General features: G+C 44.7%; 14 protein-coding genes and 1 pseudogene. 11 read left to right on the top strand and 4 right to left on the bottom strand.

All coding sequences use genetic code 11. The annotated features are described in order from the left end of the window. Positions 1–317 precede the first annotated feature (317 nt). From ACYX4W_RS02035 to ACYX4W_RS02020, 4 genes are all read left to right on the top strand, one after another. Positions 318–3,503 carry an efflux RND transporter permease subunit gene (locus tag ACYX4W_RS02035; RefSeq protein ID WP_474804012.1) on the top strand — a complete coding sequence of 1,062 codons (3,186 nt, stop codon included), beginning with the start codon at positions 318–320 and terminating at the stop codon, positions 3,501–3,503. A gap of 13 nt (positions 3,504–3,516) precedes the next feature. Next, positions 3,517–4,605 (top strand): efflux RND transporter periplasmic adaptor subunit, encoded by a 1,089-nt coding sequence (locus ACYX4W_RS02030; RefSeq protein ID WP_474804014.1) that lies wholly within the window; start codon positions 3,517–3,519, stop codon positions 4,603–4,605. Between the two features lie 95 nt (positions 4,606–4,700). Beyond that, positions 4,701–6,746 (top strand): TonB-dependent receptor, encoded by a 2,046-nt coding sequence (locus ACYX4W_RS02025; protein ID WP_474804017.1) that lies wholly within the window; start codon positions 4,701–4,703, stop codon positions 6,744–6,746. A gap of 13 nt (positions 6,747–6,759) precedes the next feature. Then, complete coding sequence (locus ACYX4W_RS02020; RefSeq protein ID WP_474804020.1) at positions 6,760–7,899, top strand: PepSY-associated TM helix domain-containing protein; 1,140 nt, start codon at positions 6,760–6,762, stop codon at positions 7,897–7,899. Here ACYX4W_RS02020 and ACYX4W_RS02015 read toward each other — a convergent pair. Both ACYX4W_RS02015 and ACYX4W_RS02010 read right to left on the bottom strand, forming a co-directional pair. Beyond that, positions 7,868–9,311 (bottom strand): annotated as a pseudogene (locus ACYX4W_RS02015) (sensor histidine kinase). The gene ACYX4W_RS02020 and the pseudogene ACYX4W_RS02015 sit on opposite strands and share 32 nt — an antisense overlap. Continuing rightward, positions 9,308–9,997, bottom strand: coding sequence for a response regulator transcription factor (locus ACYX4W_RS02010; protein ID WP_474804027.1), 690 nt, complete (start codon positions 9,995–9,997; stop codon positions 9,308–9,310). The pseudogene ACYX4W_RS02015 and the gene ACYX4W_RS02010 overlap by 4 nt, the downstream one beginning before the upstream one ends. Positions 9,998–10,269: 272 nt before the next feature. Between ACYX4W_RS02010 and ACYX4W_RS02005 the strand changes: the two genes are divergently transcribed. Then, positions 10,270–11,400, top strand: coding sequence for an MBL fold metallo-hydrolase (locus ACYX4W_RS02005; RefSeq protein ID WP_474804030.1), 1,131 nt, complete (start codon positions 10,270–10,272; stop codon positions 11,398–11,400). A gap of 517 nt (positions 11,401–11,917) precedes the next feature. Here the strand turns inward: ACYX4W_RS02005 and ACYX4W_RS02000 are convergent. Then, complete coding sequence (locus ACYX4W_RS02000) at positions 11,918–12,568, bottom strand: MOSC domain-containing protein (protein WP_474804032.1); 651 nt, start codon at positions 12,566–12,568, stop codon at positions 11,918–11,920. Positions 12,569–12,685: 117 nt separating this feature from the next. Here ACYX4W_RS02000 and ACYX4W_RS01995 point away from each other — a divergent pair, with 117 nt between their 5' ends. From ACYX4W_RS01995 to ACYX4W_RS01970, 6 genes are all read left to right on the top strand, one after another. After that, a complete protein-coding gene (locus ACYX4W_RS01995; protein ID WP_179984859.1) occupies positions 12,686–13,261 on the top strand; it encodes an RNA polymerase sigma factor in 576 nt (191 codons plus the stop codon). Then, complete coding sequence (locus ACYX4W_RS01990; protein WP_474804036.1) at positions 13,254–13,766, top strand: hypothetical protein; 513 nt, start codon at positions 13,254–13,256, stop codon at positions 13,764–13,766. The genes ACYX4W_RS01995 and ACYX4W_RS01990 overlap by 8 nt, the downstream gene beginning before the upstream one ends. A gap of 13 nt (positions 13,767–13,779) precedes the next feature. Beyond that, entirely contained in the window at positions 13,780–14,793 is a 1,014-nt protein-coding gene (locus tag ACYX4W_RS01985; RefSeq protein WP_474804039.1) for a DUF4097 family beta strand repeat-containing protein, read from the top strand. Positions 14,794–15,059: 266 nt separating this feature from the next. Further along, positions 15,060–15,530, top strand: coding sequence for a hypothetical protein (locus ACYX4W_RS01980; RefSeq protein ID WP_476074523.1), 471 nt, complete (start codon positions 15,060–15,062; stop codon positions 15,528–15,530). Positions 15,531–15,645: 115 nt separating this feature from the next. Beyond that, positions 15,646–17,031, top strand: coding sequence for a replicative DNA helicase (gene dnaB, locus ACYX4W_RS01975; RefSeq protein ID WP_179984856.1), 1,386 nt, complete (start codon positions 15,646–15,648; stop codon positions 17,029–17,031). A gap of 196 nt (positions 17,032–17,227) precedes the next feature. Beyond that, positions 17,228–18,432 (top strand): IS3 family transposase gene (locus tag ACYX4W_RS01970; protein WP_476074522.1). Its coding sequence is split into 2 segments (ribosomal slippage): positions 17,228–17,600 and positions 17,600–18,432, totalling 1,206 coding nucleotides; the frame shifts between segments, so codons are not numbered across the junction. A gap of 47 nt (positions 18,433–18,479) precedes the next feature. Here the strand turns inward: ACYX4W_RS01970 and ACYX4W_RS01965 are convergent. After that, positions 18,480–19,676, bottom strand: coding sequence for an OmpA family protein (locus tag ACYX4W_RS01965; protein WP_476074521.1), 1,197 nt, complete (start codon positions 19,674–19,676; stop codon positions 18,480–18,482). Positions 19,677–19,701 lie beyond the last annotated feature (25 nt).

Genomic DNA, 19,701 nt, shown 5'->3' with positions numbered 1-19,701 from the left:
GAATGCAGGAATGGCCGTTGCTTTTTAAATTCCCAGAGTGAAGCTTGCCAGACCTTCCCGAAGGGCGAGTTTAAAATATCCCTACCCTCACTCCACGTTGCGACGCCTAATTAACGATGGGTGTAAGCAAATATGTCCAGCGCCGACAAATTGCGTATTTTTGAGGTCCACTCATCTGCGACAAATAACGGTTTTTAAACGGTGTTTAAACAAAATGTTAATAGTCGCTGAAATTCTTAACGTCATAGCTTTAAACTTTTTCTGTCATTACTGCGACCTATAGTAAATCAGACAATAAAAAGCATAAGTGCCATCTTATGGACATCACTAAGCAAGCAATACAAAACGCGACTGGGGTAGGTATCGGAATAACGCTACTGGTATTTTTAGGTCTATATAGCCTGTTTAATTTACCGGTACAGCTATTTCCTGACATCGAACGACCCAATATTAATATCCAGACCTCTTGGCGCGCTGCGTCGCCCCAAGAGATCGAGTCGGAAATTATTGAGCCTCAAGAGGAAGTGCTGCAGGGAATTCCAGGCCTTGAGTCGATGAATGCATGGGCAAACCAAGGCAACGCGTGGATAAACCTAGAGTTTGGTTTAGATACGGACATGCAGAAAACGCTCATTGAAGTGATTAGCCGCATGAACCGTGTGCCGCCACTCCCTCGCGATGCACTATCGCCGAATATTATGCTTGCTGGAAGTGGGGGAGATGCGCCCGCTTTGACCTACTTTTTTCTTCAGCGCCTACCGGGCAATCCAAACGAAATTAATACCTATGTCGCCTTTTTTACTGATGTCATTAAACCTCAGCTTGAATCTATCCCAGGTGTTGCAAGAGCGCGTATGGAAAGCGGGGTTGGCGGCGTCGAGGAGTTTCAAATTGTTTTCGACCCGTTTAAAGCGGCGCAGTTAGGCATTGACCTAACGGCAGTCGCTAACGAGTTGGGTCGTGCGAATGATATTTCAGGCGGCTTTGTCGATGTGGGTAGAAGACGCTATACCCTGCGTTTTGAAGGTCGTTACGAGCCTAAGCAAATGGGTGAAATGATCCTTGAATGGCGAGATGGTAGCCCAATTACTCTAAATGACATCGCCGAAATTAAAATCACCCGCGCTGACGGTGCAAACTACAGTGTGCAAAACGGCAATCCGGCTATCTCTATTCGCGTAGACAGACAAAACAACGCCAATGTTCTTGCTACCTTAGAAGCCGTAAAAGCAAAAGTAGCGCAAATAAACGAACAGGACTTGGCCCCTGAACAGTTAGTGATGGCGCAAAGCTTCGATGCCTCAGTATTTATCTATAGAGCGGTGCAGCTAGTTACCAGCAATTTGTTTATAGGCGTGCTGCTTGCTATTGCCGTACTTTGGCTCTTTATGCGCCAGCTGCGGGCAACGCTCATTGTGGCATTGGCCATTCCTATCTCACTACTTAGCACTTTTGTGGTGCTTCAGATTACTGGTCGCTCGCTCAATATCATTTCGTTAGCAGGACTCGCCTTTGCGGTAGGTATGGTGCTAGATGCCGCGATTGTCGTGCTGGAAAACATTGTAAGAACGCGCAAGAACACCGAAACCGTAGTCGACAATAACAACCCAAATTCACAAACGCACATGGAGGATTGTGCCCATCGGGGAACGAGGGAAGTTTTTGGTGCCCTCATGGCGTCAACAGCCACCACCGTTGCCATTTTTATTCCCGTCATGTTTTTGGAAGATGTTGAAGGGCAATTGTTTGCTGACCTCGCTCTTACCATTGCCATTGCAGTGTGTATGTCGTTAGTGGTTGCGGTAACGGTATTGCCTGTCGTTGCCGCTAGATACCTTAATGGCAACATGCCAGCTGATAGCTTACAGCGGGTATGGGCTAAGATAACCCGCGCTATTATGTCGCTATCAAGCACGCCGCTTCGCCGCCTTGTATTAGTCATAACGCTCATGGGCGTGCCTATTACAGGTAGTGTTTTGCTTATGCCTTCCATGGATTATTTGCCGCCCGTAAAACGCGATGCCGTTGACGCCTTCTTAAGTTTGCCTGCAGGTGCCAGTGAAAACTTTATTAGTGAAGAAGTGATGCCAATTATCGTTGAGCGACTGCAGCCCTATATGGACGGAGAAAAGCAGCCAGCGCTTAAGAACTACTACATTATTACGTGGCCAAATGGCGGAAATTTAGGCGTGCGCGCTAAAGATCAGTCTAAGGTCAAAGAGTTAGAAGCTATTGTTCGCGATGAAATTTTAAAGGATTTGCCGGATACACAAACCTTTTCGCAGCAAGGTAATTTGTTTGGTGGCTTTGGAAACGGTAGGTCAATCGACATTCATCTACAAGGCACCGATCAGGCCATGCTCGGCATCGCTGCGCAAGCAGGTTTAGACAAATTGAGAGAAGTTTTCCCCAACGCCAATGCGCGTTCGAACCCTCCATTAGAGCAAGCTGAACCAGAGCTACGCTTTTACCCGAATGACAGCCGAATGATGGAAGTCGGGTTAAATCGCGGCAATATGGGCAACTTGGTACGCGCCATGGGTGATGGGATGTATGTGGGGGAATACTTCGATGGTACTAAACGCATGAATATTATCTTCCGCTCAGCACCTTGGTATACACCAGAAGACTTGAACAGCACGCCGGTTATGACGCCATCAGGCGAGGTGGTGCAATTAGGTGACCTTGTAGGTATTGAAAGAGCGGTAGGACCAAGCCGTATTCAGCGTATAGATGGCCGCAGAACCCTTACGCTAAACGTTAATCCGCCAGAGGGCATGAGTTTAGAAGAAGCCATGAAAGTGATTACCTCTGAAGTTGAGCCTGCGATTATGGCTATGATGCCAACCGATGGCGCTATCAATTACGGCGGCAGCGCAGATAGCTTAAAAGGCGCTATTGCCTCTATGGCAGACAACTTTCTTTTTGCCATGGTGCTACTGCTACTTTTGATGGCGGGTTTGTTTAAGTCGCTAAAAGACAGCGTGCTGGTAGTCCTTTCAATTCCGCTTGCTACGGTAGGTGGCGTCATGGCTATTCGTATTATGAATATATTTACCTTCCAGCCCATGGACCTGTTAACCATGATTGGCTTCATAATTTTGCTAGGGCTCGTGGTGAACAATGCCATTTTACTTGTGCATCAGACTCGCCTAGGAGAGCAAGAAGGGCTGACCCGTGATGATGCGGTAGAGCAAGCCATCAAACTTCGTTTACGGCCTATCTTTATGAGCACGCTGACCTCAATCTTTGGCATGCTGCCGCTGCTGTTACTACCTGGAGCAGGCAGCGTTATTTACCGAGGTCTTGCGGCTGTTATTGTGGGAGGAATGACGGTGAGTACCCTATTTACCTTGCTATTACTGCCCACCTTACTGCGTATGACGGCTTCAAAGTCATCTGTAAATATACTCAGACCCCTGGCCGAGCGCATAGAGAGATCTGGCGCTTCGCCGACTACCTCATCCACCGTAAAACAAAACAAATACAACGACCATGTGTAAGGAAAAGACAACCATGAAAGCAATGACTTCTACTCTCGCCCTTAGTTTGTTTGCCTTGCTTACAGGCAGTGTGTCGTTGAGCGTAAAAGCACAGGATAGCAATCAACCACCGCCGGTGCTGGTTCAAATAGATGAAGCAAGAGAGCAAGCGATTTCACAACTAACCTGGGTTCCTGGAACGGTACTAAGTGTTATCGATGCAAACCTCGCTTCTGAGATAGACGGTCGCATTACTTGGATGGCAGAGGTAGGTGACGTGGTTAAAGCCGGGGAGCCTTTAGTTAAAGTCGACGATACTCGCTTAAGCATTACCCGCAATCAAAATGCCTCGAATATTGCCAGATGGCAGTCGCAGGTTGAACTGTTTACCAAACGTCTTACAAGGTACAAAAATCTTCAGGCCAGTCAAAACACGTCCAGAGGTGAGTTAGAGGAAGTGGAAGCTGACTTAGAGAATGCTAAACAAGAATTAGCGCAAGCCAAATTGGACTTAGAATTTACCGAATATCAGATTGCACAAAGCAGTATTCGTGCTCCCTTTACAGCCTTAGTGGTTGAAAGGTTGCAGTCGCCTGGCGAATATACTGGGGTAGGGCAAACCCTGCTTCGCGTGGTAAACCCTGATAGCGTTGAAGTTCAGGTGCGCGCCCCCCTTAACGTATTACCCTATATTGCTAACGGCATGAGCGTAACCGTTCACAATAACGTGAACCAAGTACAAGAATCTATTCGTGCCATTGTACCGGTAGGCAACAGTGCATCGCGTATGATGGAGCTACGAATTGCTATCAACCCAGGCGATTTTCCAATAGGCAGTGCAGTGCGCGTGGCGTTGCCTAGCAGCGATACTCATGATGGTGTCACCATACCCCGCGATGCACTGGTACTAAGAAAGTCGGGCACTTTTATTTATCAGCTAAACGAAAATAACGAAGCTGAGCAAGTGAAGGTGACAACCGGGGTGGGCATGGGCGATAGAATTGAAGTGTTTGGTGATGTGAACCCGAAGCGTTCTGTTGTTGTGAGGGGGGCAGAGCGTTTACGTGCGGGCCAGAAAGTGCGCTACAGCGATGAGCGGAAGTCTTTGACGGCGAAAAATTGAGGAAGTGTAACAATTGTAAAAGTGCTATCCATTTAGGCAAAACTTAATGAGAATGTTTCTTATTTGTAATTGTTGATTGTCAAATGGAGTTACCCTTGAAAAAGTTAGTCTTAGCTGGTGCAGTGTGCACACTATCCAGCCCAGTAGTATTCGCGCAATCCTTAGAAAACCAAAACGAAGAAGCCAAATCTATAGAGCGAGTTGCTGTGGTAGGCGCAGCAACTAACTTGAGCATTACTGCGGAAGATATTGACCAGTTTCAGGCAAATGACTTAGCGGATATTTTTAGAGAGTCGCCGTCGGTCAGCGTTGGCGGTTCAGTGGGTGTAGCACAAAAAATCTTTATTCGCGGGCTAGAAGACGCGTACTTGAATGTAACCGTAGATGGCGCGCAGCAAACCTCAACGCTGTTTCACCACATTGGTCGCGTTACTTTAGACCCTGATCTTTTAAAGCAAATTGATGTGCAGGCTGGTGCCGGTGAAGCAACCAGCGGCCCAGGTGCTATAGGCGGTTCAATTCGCTTCAAGACCAAAGATGCACAGGATTTATTAAAAGAAGACGAACAATTTGGTGGTCGAGTAAAAGCGAGTTATTTCTCAAACGATGGTACCCGATATAGTGGTAGCCTTTATGGAAAGCTAAGCGACACTTGGGGCTTACTAGGTTATTACAGCACGGTTGACAGAGATAACTTTGAAGACGGTGACGGCAATGAAGTACTAGGCACTGCCGCAGATCAAGATCTCATGTTCCTTAAAGCCAGTGGCTACATTGCGGATAATCAATACCTTTCGATAAGCGCAGAGCAGCGCGATGAAGAAGGTGAGTTTTCGGCAAGACCTAACTGGGTAGTACTAGAAGGTGCCCCGCTTTATCCTAGTGAAGCACAGCGTGACACCTATGTTGCGAACTATCGTTTTGACCACAGTGCGATGGTGTTTTTAGAGGCTACGGCATATCAAACTTCATCGTCATTCCGTGGCGGTCGCTTTGACTTCTTATCTGATATCGATACCTATGGGTTTGATATTAGAAATACGAGCGACGTTACCAATCATGTATTTACCTATGGTATCGATTATCGCAAAGACGAAGTTGAGAGCGGCCCAGGAACAGGCCCTGTTCAAAATGCAGAAGAAGGCAGCGTATTAGGTATCTATGCTCAGGCTCATAGCAACATTACGCCAGAGTTGTTGTTAAGTTATGGCGTTCGTTATGACGATTTTGACTTCCAGCAAGAAATTCTTATTGATGACTATTACGGCACACCCGTTACCGATGAGCCATCTGGGCTAGACGATGATGAGCTCAGCTTTAACGTAGGTCTTGAGTATCAGCTTACCGAAGCTTGGACCCTTGGTCTTGGCTACGCAGAAGCGGCGCGCGGCAAGCAAATTGGTGATGGCTTCACCCTAGATGAGTACTTATACGATGGCGAAGACGTTCCTGTTGTTGCTAGCGACGTGGTGCCTGAAACTGTTACCAATATCGAAGCGTCAATTGAATACAGTGCCAATAATCTAAACGCGCGTCTTAGCGCTTATGAATCTACCATTGATGATGTGCTATTTAGCGGTTATCAAGGTAACTCGGTATTTAATAATATCGGCGACCTAGAATCATCTGGCGTAGAGTTTAACCTTGCGTACCGTTGGGATTCTGTTGACCTGTACTTTGGGTTTTCAAGCGTAGACGTTGAGTTGATGCCTCGTGAAGATCTGTACAGCGTACCGTATAACAGCATCGATATTAACGGGTACGAGTTTGTTGGCTTAGGTAATAGCCGCGGCGATACCTGGGTGCTTGGTGCAGATTATACCGTAACGGCTGACATCAGCATTGGCTTCAACATTACTATGGTTGACGACATCAACATAGATACCCTTCATCAGGCCTTAGAAAATGGCTGGACTGATTCGCTGTATTCACTAAACAAAGCAGACTATACCCTAGTGGATATTTATGGCGAATGGGAAGTAACGAATGATCTTAGCGTCAACCTTGCTGTTACTAACCTGTTTGATGAAGCCTATATCGACCATTCAAGTGTGGGTGATTACAGCGAAGTATTCCCAAGCGTTGTTGGTCCGCAAGAAGCTGGGCGAGATATCCGTTTATCAGTGACTTACGATTTCTAAGTAACGCTATTAAATGAACTTTTCCACTTTTAAAAGGTGGGTCTTTTGGGCCCACCTATTTGCTGGCTTATTGGCCAGCATTGTCGTTTTTATCATGGCTTTTACTGGGGTATTGCTAACTTACGAGCGCCAGTTTAAAGAGCTAAGTGAAATGGCTTATGCGCAAACCATTGATATTGAAAAGCCGGTGATCTCGACTGACCAAGTTGTATCAATACTTCGCGAAAAGCACCCTGACGAAGCGCATATCTTCGTTCGATGGGTAAATAGCGAAGGAGCGGCCATTCCGGCGTGGGCGGGCGAGCATAGTTATCTTATTCACCCCTATACCGGAGACATATTAAGAGAGGGAGAAGGGGTTGTTGAAGAAGTATTTCATTTCATCACTGACCTCCATCGATACCTCTTAATGGAAGGCGATTACAAATTAATTGGCAAAACCATAACGGCTTATAGCAATCTTATTTTTATTTTTTTGCTGTTATCGGGTGTCATCATTTGGTTGCCAAAACACATATCGAAAAAGTCCTTAAAGCAGCAAATGTGGTTGCGGCAAAAATACACAAACAAACAACATCGACGCCGACATTGGCATTTTGTTTTTGGTATGTGGTCACTGCCTTTTTTACTTGTGATTGGAACGACGGCTACGCTGTTTTATTTTGAATGGGCTAACAAGGCACTGTATGGCATGTATGGTGAACAAGTACCTGCTCGTGAAAAGAAGGCAATGCCCGAAACGCTAGACGCCGACGTTGTGAGTTACCACACGTTATTTAATAAAGCGCGGCAACATGCCAATGAGCATGGCTATCAGGATTGGTACTCCATGTGGATGGAAATTGGTAAAAGTGAGGGCGTTGCCCGATTTTATATTGATAAGAGTATCGGGCACCGTCAAGAGCTAGCATATTCTCTGTATTTCGACACAGGTACTGGTGAAATCGCTAAAGTTCTACACAAAACAGATTGGCCAAAAGGAAGTCAGGCTTGGGGCACTTCTCGGTTTCTACATACCGGAGAATACTTTGGCTTTGTAGGCCAGACTATAGCAGGATTGGTTAGCTTGCTTTGCTGTATCTTAGTTTATACCGGCACACTACTTGGTGTGAAAAGGCTTCTCAATTTGCGAAAGCCGCATCAGAAAATTTAGGCAGGGTGATGGTGACCATCAGTCCTGTCTGCTTGGTTGCGCTTGCATCTTTATTTAGATAAGCGTTATTGATCTGCTCATCGCCTTTACTTGCGCGATTGCACGCAGATATGTCACCGCCTACAGCGGCAATTTGGCGTTTCGCCAACGCAAGCCCAAGGCCAAACCCAGAGCGCTTTGCAGCATGAACATAGTTTTTCGTTGCACGCGCCTTGTCTACCCTGAAAAAAGGTTCAAATATGGCGTCAAGCATTGATTCAGGGACACCAGTGCCTTCGTCTGTAACAGTGATAACGTAGTTATTGTTATCGCTGACCAAGGTCACGCTTACTTTGCTTTGTTGCGGAGTATGGCGCAAAGCATTGCGGACAATATTCTCTAATGCCTGCCCCAAAGCAAGCTGACTGCTTTTTTCTATACTCGCACATTCCGGCGTGCTTACGCATAAGGTTCTATCAGGGTATTCAAAGCGGGCATCTTCACAAATAACATTAATGAGACTCTACCAAGTCAAAGTCATCGCTATTTAATTGTGGAGATTCTGTATTTAGCCATGCAAAAGTTAGGGTATCTTCAACAAGCTCTCTCATCGTACTTGCTTCATAGCGCAGGCGTGAAAGGGCTTGTTCACGATTAATGTCTTGCTCTACAAAGTCTATTGCCATATCAATGCGGGCAAGAGGCGTGCGAAGCTCGTGAGAAAGGTCTGCAAGCAAACTTCTTTGGTTATAAATGAGACTGCTCGTTCTTTGCGCCATTTTATCGAAGGTTTGAGCTAGTGTAGTCAGTTCATCATTTCGCTCGGGCATCGTAGCCATTGCCCGAGCTTCTAAGTTACCGTTAGCAAAGTCTTTTGTTGCCTTTTCTAGCTGCTTAAGTGGTGTCATAACATGCCGATAGAGCATAAAACTCAATAGACTTAGTATGACTAGGGGTAGTGCAATTTGTAATGATAGACGGGTGGCGAGTAATAACGAGCCTGGGCGCATCCGCTGTGGAAGCTGAATCAAAAAGTGCGTGTTGTTGTCTACAAAAGGCACTTCCATTACAGGGTTTTCAGAGAAATACAAATGTATTTTCCATTCAGGGCTGCGCCCAATTTGAAACCTATCTGCAAATTCATCTAACATCTTGGTATCAGCGAATGTTGTCATTTCAGAGTTAAGCACAGCAAGCCAGGTGTTCTCTTTCGCTCTTATCTCTTTTAAGAAAACGGCTAACCCTTCTTCTCCCTTTTCCAGATAGATTTTTTCGGCATTCTTTCCATAGGTATAAAGAGTTTCTTGATGAGCCTTATCTAAAAAGCTCATGCTAGTTTCGGTGTGATTAGTAAGCCAAGCAATGGCCCAAAATAGCAAAACAGTGCCAACAGCGATGAATGCACATAGCCGCCAAAGCAATTTATTTTTCACGAAAAGCGGTATCCTTGTCCATGAACCGTGGCAAGGCGCTCAGGGGGCATACCCGTTTCAACTAACTTTTTGCGTACTCTAGAAAGGTGCATATCTAGGCTTCGGTCATATCGAGAAAAGGGTTTATTGAGCACACTGTGGTAAAGAAATGCTTTGCTCAAGGTTTCGCCCTTGTTTTCTACAAGCATCCACAGAAGCTTAAATTGTATGGGGGTGAATTCGAGCAATTTAGCGTGATACTTAGTTACTTGTTGAATGCGATTTAGGTAAAGCACATCAACTAATATTTCTGACTTTTGCGTACCCGAACTATTCATCGCTTTGCTACGCCTTAGTATTGCGTCGATGCGAAGCATCATTTCTGTATAATTGAAGGGCTTAGGTAAGTAGTCATCTGCGCCTTTGCGGTAGCCTTCAATTCGCTCTTGCTCGGCACCAGATGCCGTAATCATCATTACGGGTGTTTGTTTAATTTGCCTGAGTTGATGCAGTAATGAGAGACCATTTAACGATGGAAGGCGTATGTCGAGTAACACAAGATCAAAGTTTTCCTCGAGCGCAGCGTGCAATCCGGCATGACCATCGTTTTCATGGCGAGTGTCAAATCCTCGAGCCTGCAGTAGCTGAGTAATTTGTTCACTTAACGTGGCGTCATCTTCAATAATGAGTATTCGGGTTTTACACATAACGGCTTAAGAAATAAATTTTAGTTTATATTATTAATAATAATTATCATTTGCAACTTCTCGGTTTTGCTCTATTCGACTTTTTATCTTGTTACAAATTTACTGTTAAGCGATTGTTTTCTTGTCTTACAATGGTGGCTATCGTGATGCTGTGTTCTAGCGCAAGCTTTTCAAAAGCGGCTTTCTTATAAGGGAGTTAATGGAATATAGATATAGCGACAGATTTAAGCCTTTATCTGCAAGAGTTGAATTACAAGGACGGAATACTAAAAATGATGAGCTGTTTAGATAAGCTAACAAAGCAGAGGACGTTTTTAGCGACTGTTGCAGCCACTGTTTTAATTTCAATTATTGTGACAGGGTGCGCAATGCCGAATAAGGTTACTCAGGTTGATAGTGACGAAGCGGTAATTAAGTACTCTGATACACCGGGCTTCGAGGATAGATTTAGCAATATTTACGGCCGTTTTAAGACTTACCCCGTCACCTGTACTGATGATTGCTACCCAGCGTCTGCAGATATCGAATGTGAAAGTGACATGCAAAATTGTCAGTTTGTTGGCAACAACCCGCCAGTGAACTTACACACCGGCTTTAATGTCACATGGTTAGGGCACGCAAGTTTTTTACTAAACACCGCAAGTGGTGAGCAAATACTTATTGACCCTGTGTTTGGGCAGTTTGATTGGCCCGTTAATTGGGCTTTTCGACTGGCAGAAGGGTTCAGCCGCAACGAACCCGCTAAGGTAGATGAAGACAAACTCGCTCAAACCGGTGCAGTGGTCTATTCCCATATTCATTACGATCATTTTAATAAAGCCGATATTGCCAATTTAGGCACAAATCCCGAATATCTTGTTCCGTTAGGTTTCGCAGAGCACTTCCCTAACAGAGGCTATAGCATTAGCGAGATGGCGTGGTATACCAGCAAAAACGTAGGCAACACCGCTATTCACTTCGTGCCTGCCCATCATTTCAGTAACCGAATTTGGGTGCCGTATCTATACGAGGACGACAATGCAACATTGTGGGGTGGCTGGGTCTTTGAACATGAAGGTAACACCTTATTTTTTGCGGGGGATACAGGGTACTCACCTCACTTCAAAGATATTAAAGCTCGCTTTGGTGATATTGATGTTTGCCTGTTACCCATAGCGTCTTATTTCAGCGAAACCTCACCTAAATGGTATCGCAAGGTACATACTACGCCAGAAGATGCCATTATTGCGGCCCAAGACCTAGGCTGTAGAGTCGTAGTGCCTTGGGGCTTTGGAAACGCCACATGGATGATGGGCGACAAAACCTCACATTCTGCGCTGTTTCGACTGATGAAAATGAAAAAGCAGCTCAATCCTTCAATGCCATGGATTATTTTGAATGAAGGTGAGAAAGTGTCTTTTTAATAGCTATCTGTTATACAGGTATTATTACTAATAGACTTGCCCAAGTTTACTATTGTGGTTATTCTTTAATCAAATAAGAACTGGTTTTATTTTCAAGGATTGAAAGTGTCTGAACTAAGAAGTAGTGCTTTTATTACTTTATCTATTGTACTTTGCAGTTATCTCGGAATTTGGATATATCTGATAAACGAGCGGCCTGGTCAACTCTCAGCGCCTTATAAAAGCTGCATAGACAACTGCAGGGTTAATATGGAGTACCTGCTTTCTAATTCCGAGAATTACCAGTACGCTTCAATGCATAACGCACTCAATCAAATTTTCGAGCCGTACGCTAAAGAAGAGGTGGGCTATTACATTTCCTGTAACTCAAAACGCTGTGCACTTTGGGTTTATGTAAATACGCCATCAAAATTGCCTCCCATACTTCGCCGCCTAGAAAATGAAGTTTCTCCGTTTTTTTACAATGAATTACCTCTTTTTCAAGACGGAGATGGCAAGGCTATCTACTCAAACTATTCTATTTATCCGCAACTCTATCCGCAATCTTTTGGCATTTTCCGCGCCACTCATCATCAAGCGGTTTTAGCTTAGCTAGCTTTTGAGCCAATGCTTTGTCGGCTTTCGTATGGGCACACTGCATTAAAGTGTGGACATTAACGGTATCGTCCTCACGGTGCAGTAGTGTTACTTCGTCGCCAACGTTTATGGTACCGGTTTTAATCACCCGGTAATACCAGCCAGTAATGCCTCGCTCTCCAACAAATCTATCTAAGTTGGGAATGCCAAAGCGTTGAGATATTTTATTGCAAGGAGCACGCGGTGCGCTTACTTGCAGCTCTACATCGCCGAACTTCCAGGTATCTCCGATATAAACGGTGGCATCGTCCATGCCCTCTACACTGATGTTTTCGCCAATACTGCCCAGCGAAAATTCGCCTTCAGGAAAGTGCTTTCTTAACGTCAGGTAGTTGGTCGGATTGAACTGATGTAGCACTTTTTCCGGTCCACCGTGAAGGCGTTTGTTGGCCTGTTCGTCTTCATCGGTTCTGTCCATATGCACCGTTAACTTTTCGGCGGAGGTTTTAACAATGCTACTTGGTGCCCCACGAGGCCCAAGTGGCTGAGGTTTTCCAGCAAACAAAGCGTTAACAGTAAAGGTGGCAGACATGGCAACTCCAAAAAATATTTTTGTGTATTTAAACCTTTCTACTATAGGGTACGACTAACCTTATAACACTAACAAGTGCTAATGCTAATCAGCATCACAAATAACAAAGAGAAAAAAATGGAACACACACAACAACGTGTTGTACACGCCAATGTGGTGTTTGGTAACAAAGGCGAACACGAGCTTATATGTAAGGCGAAAGAGGGCGATAAACAAGCGTTTAGAGCTCTTTACGACGAATATGTTGGCCGAGTCTACGCACTGTGTTATCGGCTTACTGGTGAAAAAGGAATGGCAGAAGATGCGTCTCAGGAAGTCTTTATTCAGCTGTGGAAAAAGCTCGATAATTTCGACGGGCAAAGCCAGTTTTCTACGTGGCTACATAGCGTAACGGCAAACATTACCATCTCTTACATGCGCAAACAGAAAGGCTGGGTGCAGCGCATGTTTAACTTGGAAAATAGCGGCATTAGTGAAATGCCGGCTCAAGAGAATAGTACCGATGTGGATTTAGAAGCATTGATTATTCGCCTACCAGAGCGCGCCAGAATGGTTTTTGTACTTCACGCACTTGAAGGATACCGACACGAAGACATTGCCAACATGTTGAATATGGCAGTGGGCTCAAGCAAAGCGCAATTTTTCCGTGCTAAGCAATTATTGAAAGATTTTATGGGAGTCGATGATGAGTGATTTTGATGACAAGCTTGCTCAGCATGTGTCTGGGTTATCGAAAGAGAAGCAGCCAGAAAGGGACCTATGGCGTGGAATTGAGCTAGGCATAGCGTCTCAACAGAGCGATGCTTCAAATGAAGAGAGCTCACGTTCTACGGTAACTTCAAGACAATGGATGGCTATAGCTGCCAGTGTTTGTTTGGTCACTGTCTTGTGGTTTGCTGCTCCCTTTGCGTTCAAAAGCGATGAAAGTCGAAGCAGTGGATACGCGTTAATTGACGCAATGAGCAGCCAACAGCAGCAGCAAGTTAACAGCCTGCTAGCAAGTTATGAAAGTACACCTGCGCTAACCCAAGACTGGCAGGAGCAGCTGAAAGAATTAGATGATGCCGCGGATGTTATTAAAGCGGCGTTAAAAGACGATCCAGACAACTCAGCATTAATAAAGATGCTGCATCATGTATATCAACAGCAAATTGCCTTAATTGAGCGAGTGCACGCGCCCAAGTGGCAGCAAATTTAATAAGGGCTTTAAAATGACTAAAAATATGAAAAACACAATATCGGATAAGTTAACGCACACGTTCAGCACATCGAACAGGGTTAAAGCTGTGCTAACTACGGCATTATTAAGCATCGCGACTGCCGCCTTTGCGGGTGAAAAAGTTGATAAAACCATTGATACCTCATCCTCTCCTAAAGTTGATATTGAACATATCGATGGAAAGGCTGACATCCGAGTATGGGATAAAGCTCAGGTACGGGTAACAGGGGAGCTTGGTGATCAAACCGAAGAATTTATTTTTGAAAAGCGCGGAGATGTTGTTGTTATTCACGTAGAGGTGGAGCACCGCTCAAAGAGCTGGTATCAGAAGAGTCTAGATGGTGATGACCTGATAATTTACGTGCCATCGGCAAGCGATCTTCATTACACTGCAGTCAACGCAGATGTGAAAGCTGAAGGAATAACAAAAGCGGTAGATGTAGAAGTCGTCAACGGCAATGTGACACTGGAAAACATTGGCGAGCGCGTTGAGGTTGAATCTGTAAATGGCGATATTTTATTAAAGAACGTCAGAGGCCGGTTAGAAGCAGGCACGGTTAACGGCGATATAGAAGCTACTCACGAAGGCAGCACGCCTGTAAGTTTTACGGCGGTAAATGGAAAGCTCGATATCGCATCAAGCAGCCCTGACTTGTCAATTGAGACAGTGAATGGACGTATTGATCTATCGTTGCAAAATATTGATAGCTTGCAGATAAATACAGTCAACGGTCGTACTTTTGCAAAATTAGGGCTGAATGCGAACGGCAGCATTAAAGCTAATTCGGTTGGTGGTGCGATGGAATTTATTTTTCAAGATGATGTATCAGCCCAGTTTGATATAGAGACACATGCAGGTGGAAATATTGTGAATAATATTAGCGGCGAAAAAGCACAAAAGCCCAAGTATGGGCCTGGAAGCTGGTTGCGCTTTATACACAATGGCGGTGCTGCGAGCGTCGATATTTCAACGGTACACGGGCGTATAGAAATAGATCGAAAATGAATAAGCTATAGTAAGCTTGATAGGGACTTTAGCTTGAAAAAAGTAATTTAGACCACATTTATTAATTAGCGTATGTGGTGGTGATAGAAAAGCTGCGTATAAACGCAGCTTTTTTTGTTTAGTCGCTAAATGTTGATATTTGGACGCTTAGTTAGAACTATAGGGAAAGTTTAAAGCTCTATACTCAAGTGGCTTCAAGTGAACTTTTTATATAGCTTTTACGTTAAACCACCTGATTTTAATAAATTTTATCTACGGAGAGTAAATTGAGTATTGTTGGACACGTCAAAAGGTTTTGGCGATTTCATAGCCTAATTATCGGTGCGTTTGGGATATGTGCGCTAACCTTAGGTTGTGCTGTTCAAGAGCCCGCTTATTACGAAGGAACCTGGGTTGTTACTAAAGCTTACAACGTAGGCATTACCGCTCACTCAACAGCTGAATCAGAGCAGTTTCTTGGGCGCTCTGTAACCTACGAGAAAGATACGGCGAAACTTGATCAAGCCTTTTGCGAGTCGCCTATTTATACATCCAAAGAGATGAGTGGAAGTGACTTTCACGCTACTTTTGGCGCATCGCCGTCGTCGCTAGACTTCAGTGATGACCCAATCATCCAAGTGAGTTTGGCTTGTTCAGATAACGGCGCCACCATGGGGTCGACACTAATTTTTCAAGAAAATATCAACACTTATACCTTGGTAGATGGCACTTTTTTGAAGCTAGAAAAAACGCTTTAGCCTAAGCTGCCTTTTTAGGCTATCGTGATAAAAGACCTGCTTCCTTTGTTGAGAGATGTGCGTTAAAAGCGCATAATATCCAACTGACTTTTGTGCATTGGAATAGGCTTTACTTGTGGCGTCTGCGTCTAACAACGATAAAAATGTTGATAAATTGAAGGTTCCCCCTCATAGCATTGAGGCCGAGCAGTCTGTTTTAGGCAGCATGCTTATCGACCCTGAAAGCTGGGATAAGGTCGCGGAACTCGTTACCGATAACGACTTTTACAATCGTTCACATCAAATAATCTTCCGTGCTATCACACGATTGCTCAATAGCAGTCAGCCGATAGATCTTATTACCGTATCAGAAGAGCTTGAAAAGCACGATGAACTGGAAGATGCGGGTGGTTTTGCTTATCTCGGCGAGCTAGCAAAAAACACCCCAAGTTCTGCAAACGTAGTTTCTTATGCACAGATTATTAGCGAGCGTGCTATTACTCGTGAACTTATCGGTGTCGCACACGAAATTGCTGAAGTAGGCTATAACCCTGAAGGCCGTGACAGCGCAGATATCCTCGACCTTGCTGAAAGTAAAGTTTTCGAAATAGCAGAGCGAAGAACCGGTGAAAACGAAGGCCCTCGCGATGTCGAGTCTATCTTAGGTAAGACCATCGACCGTCTTGAAGAGTTGGTAAAAACCAATAAAGAAGTAACGGGTGTTACAACGGGCTTTACCGATCTAGATAAAATGACCAGTGGTATGCAGCCGTCGGACCTTATCATTGTGGCGGCGCGTCCATCAATGGGTAAAACCACTTTTGCCATGAACTTGATTGAAAACGCCATGATGGCAGAAGAAAAGCCAGTACTGGTTTTCAGTCTTGAGATGCCTTCTGAACAAATCATGATGCGTATGTTGGCATCGTTAAGTCGCGTAGACCAAACTAAAATCCGTACTGCACAGCTAGATGATGAGGACTGGGCACGTATATCCAACACCATGGCTATGCTCAAAGACAAAGACAGCTTATTTGTTGATGACTCTTCCGGTCTAACACCAATGGACGTGCGAAGCCGAGCCCGTAAGCTTGCACGGGAGCGCGGCGGGATTAGCCTTATCATGGTGGATTACCTTCAGCTAATGCGTGTACCTTCGCTAAGCGATAACCGTACATTAGAAATTGCCGAAATATCACGGTCATTGAAAGCGCTGGCTAAAGAACTGGAAGTGCCCGTAGTCGCACTATCGCAGCTTAACCGTACGCTAGAACAACGTGCCGATAAACGCCCCGTTAACTCTGACCTTCGTGAATCTGGTTCAATCGAGCAGGATGCCGACCTTATCATGTTTATCTATCGTGATGAGGTTTATCACGAAAACAGTGAATATAAAGGTATTGCTGAGATCATTATTGGTAAACAACGTAACGGTCCGATCGGTACCTGTCGACTTACCTTCCAGGGTCAGTTTTCGCGTTTTGATAACTACGCAGGCCCTGCCATCGCAGATGAGTATTAATGCATTTTCTTCACTTCAGTTGATTGTCTAACAGACTCGCAAGCTTTGATTCAATAGCGTGAAGCATTCGTTTCTGCAAAACGCTATTTAGGATGGGTCGATAGATACAAAAAAGGCGCCTTTCGGCGCCTTCTTCAATTCATATGACCCATCCTAAATAGCGTTGACACTTTTCAAACTTAATTTGGAGAGTGTAATGAAATCAAATAGCAAAAGAACTCAACGCGATTATTCCCTCGCTTTTAAACTGGCCGTTGTAGACCAAGTTGAAAAAGGCGAATTCACATATAAACAAGCACAAGACCACTACGGAATTCAGGGGTGTTCAACGGTTTTAGTTTGGCTTCGTAAGCATGGTCGTTTAAATTGGACGGATGGTACACCTGAGTTTCTTAAACGAGGTAACTGCGTGGATAAGTCCAAAGTAGAGCTCACTCCAGAACAGCGTATTAAGGCACTGGAGAAAGAGCTTGCTGATACGAAAATGAAAGCTGATTTCTTTGAAGCCGTCGTGAATGTTCTTGAAACTGATTATGGAGTAAGCGTTGTAAAAAAGCGCAAAAGAAAGTCATCCAGGAAAAAGTGATAGACGGGGTTTCCGTAGCCAAAGCTTGTCGTTATCTGAATATTTCTCGCCAGGCCTATTACCAACATTGTGCTCGTTCAATCAAGCGCGAAGCGCATGAGGCTAGAGTCATTCAATTCGTACGTCATGAGCGAATGATTCAACCTCGCATCGGTGCTAGGAAATTACAGTATCTTCTTGCGCTCGTAAAAATAGATATTGGTAGGGATCATCTCTTTAATTTACTAAGAGAAAGGCGTCTATTAGTGCCTACAAAGCGTGCCTATCACAAAACAACGAACAGTCATCATCGGTTCCGCTGTCATCCCAACCTTATTAAAGCGGGGTTAAAAGCGGATAAACCCAATCAGCTATGGGTAGCGGATATCACGTACTTACCGACGCGAACTGGAGAGAGTTATGTGAGTCTCATTACAGATGCTTATTCGCGGAAGATTGTGGGCTATCAGGTCGACGATAACATGCGAACGCAGTCAGTAAAGCAAGCATTTACTCGAGCGCTTAAACAAAAAAGTACAAACGAAAAACTCGTACATCATTCTGACAGAGGTATACAGTATTGCTCAGAAGAGTATCAAAAACTCCATAGAAAACATGATGTACAGTGCTCAATGACAGATGGCTACGACTGCTATCAAAACGCCCTTGCAGAGCGGATAAACGGTATTCTTAAAAATGAATACTTACTCCATAAGCCAAGAGATTTAGAAGAAGCGAGAAAGATGGTTGCAGAGTCAGTAACAATCTATAATGGTAGGAGGCCACATCTGGCTCTTAAATACAAAACGCCCGATGAAATACATCGGGCGTTTTAACCGAAATAAGTGTCAACCTATTTCAGGACTAGTCAATATAGTATGAATTACTTTTCTTCAGCTACTTTCACTGTGTCTTTAACTGTCACTGAAATGCGACGGTTAACACGGTGTGCTTCAGCATTCTTACCATTGTCTAGAAGCTGAGTTTCGCCGTAACCGATAGTCTCTAGGCGAGAGCCGTCGATACCGTACATGTCCACCATTACTTCTTTGAAGTTAGCAGCACGACGCTTAGAAAGGTCCATGTTGTACGCTTCAGAACCTGGTGCAGAAGTGTGACCTTCTACTACTGCAGTTGTTGAAGGATACTGCTTCATGAACTCAGCAAATTCAGAGATTTCTGGATCTTTAGGCATTTTAACAACAGCGCTTTCGTTGTCGAATAGAACGCGTAGTGTGATTTCTACTGTCTCTTCGTCAAATACTGTACAACCTTTAGCGTCTACTTTTACGCCAGCTGGTGTATCAGGGCACATGTCTTTGCTGTCTACAACGCCATCGTTGTCAGCATCTTTAAGCGCACAACCTTTAGCATCTACTTTAGTGCCAGCTGGAGTGTTAGGACACTGGTCAACACTGTTTAGAACGCCGTCGTTGTCGTTATCAACGCTACAGCCAGTTGCATCAACGCGAACGCCAGCTGGAGTCATTGGACACTGATCTTTGCCATCTACAACGCCATCGTTATCGCTGTCTTTAGGAGCAGAAGGTGTCGCTTTACCAAATGGAATCGCAAGACCAACTTTTACACTGAAGTCGTTATAGCTTTCACCAAAGTCATGATATGTAGCAATTTCTGTAATTAAGCGAGCTGTTTCACCCACTTTCCAGTGTTTACCGATACCAATGTTACCAAGTGTTGTAGAGTCACCAACTGATTGGCGCTTAACACCACCAAAAACAAACCATGCGTCATCCGGCATGAAGTATAGCGCGTCAACACCAGTCATTTCGCCACTGTCGTCGCCGCCATCACGGAAATCTACAGACAATTTCGTGAATTCTACACGAGCAGCCCAGCTTTGGGTGAAACGGAAACCGTATTCGAACGTTGCACCTAAACCGTCGTCGTATACTTCACCTTCGGTAAGAGAAAGAGGGCGCGACTCGTCAGTATTGTAGTGCATGCCCGAGATACCGAACCAGCTTTTGTACTCTGGCTCAGAAGAGTCTTGAGCAAATGCACTGGTAGATGAAAGTACAGCTAGAGATAGCGCTGCCATTTTAAAGTGTTGTTTCATAGTCACATCCTGTTTAACGTTGAGT

The sequence above is a fragment of the Alteromonas sp. ABH4_454 genome, from assembly GCF_056311775.1.
This window is presented reverse-complemented; position numbering and strand designations above follow the sequence as displayed.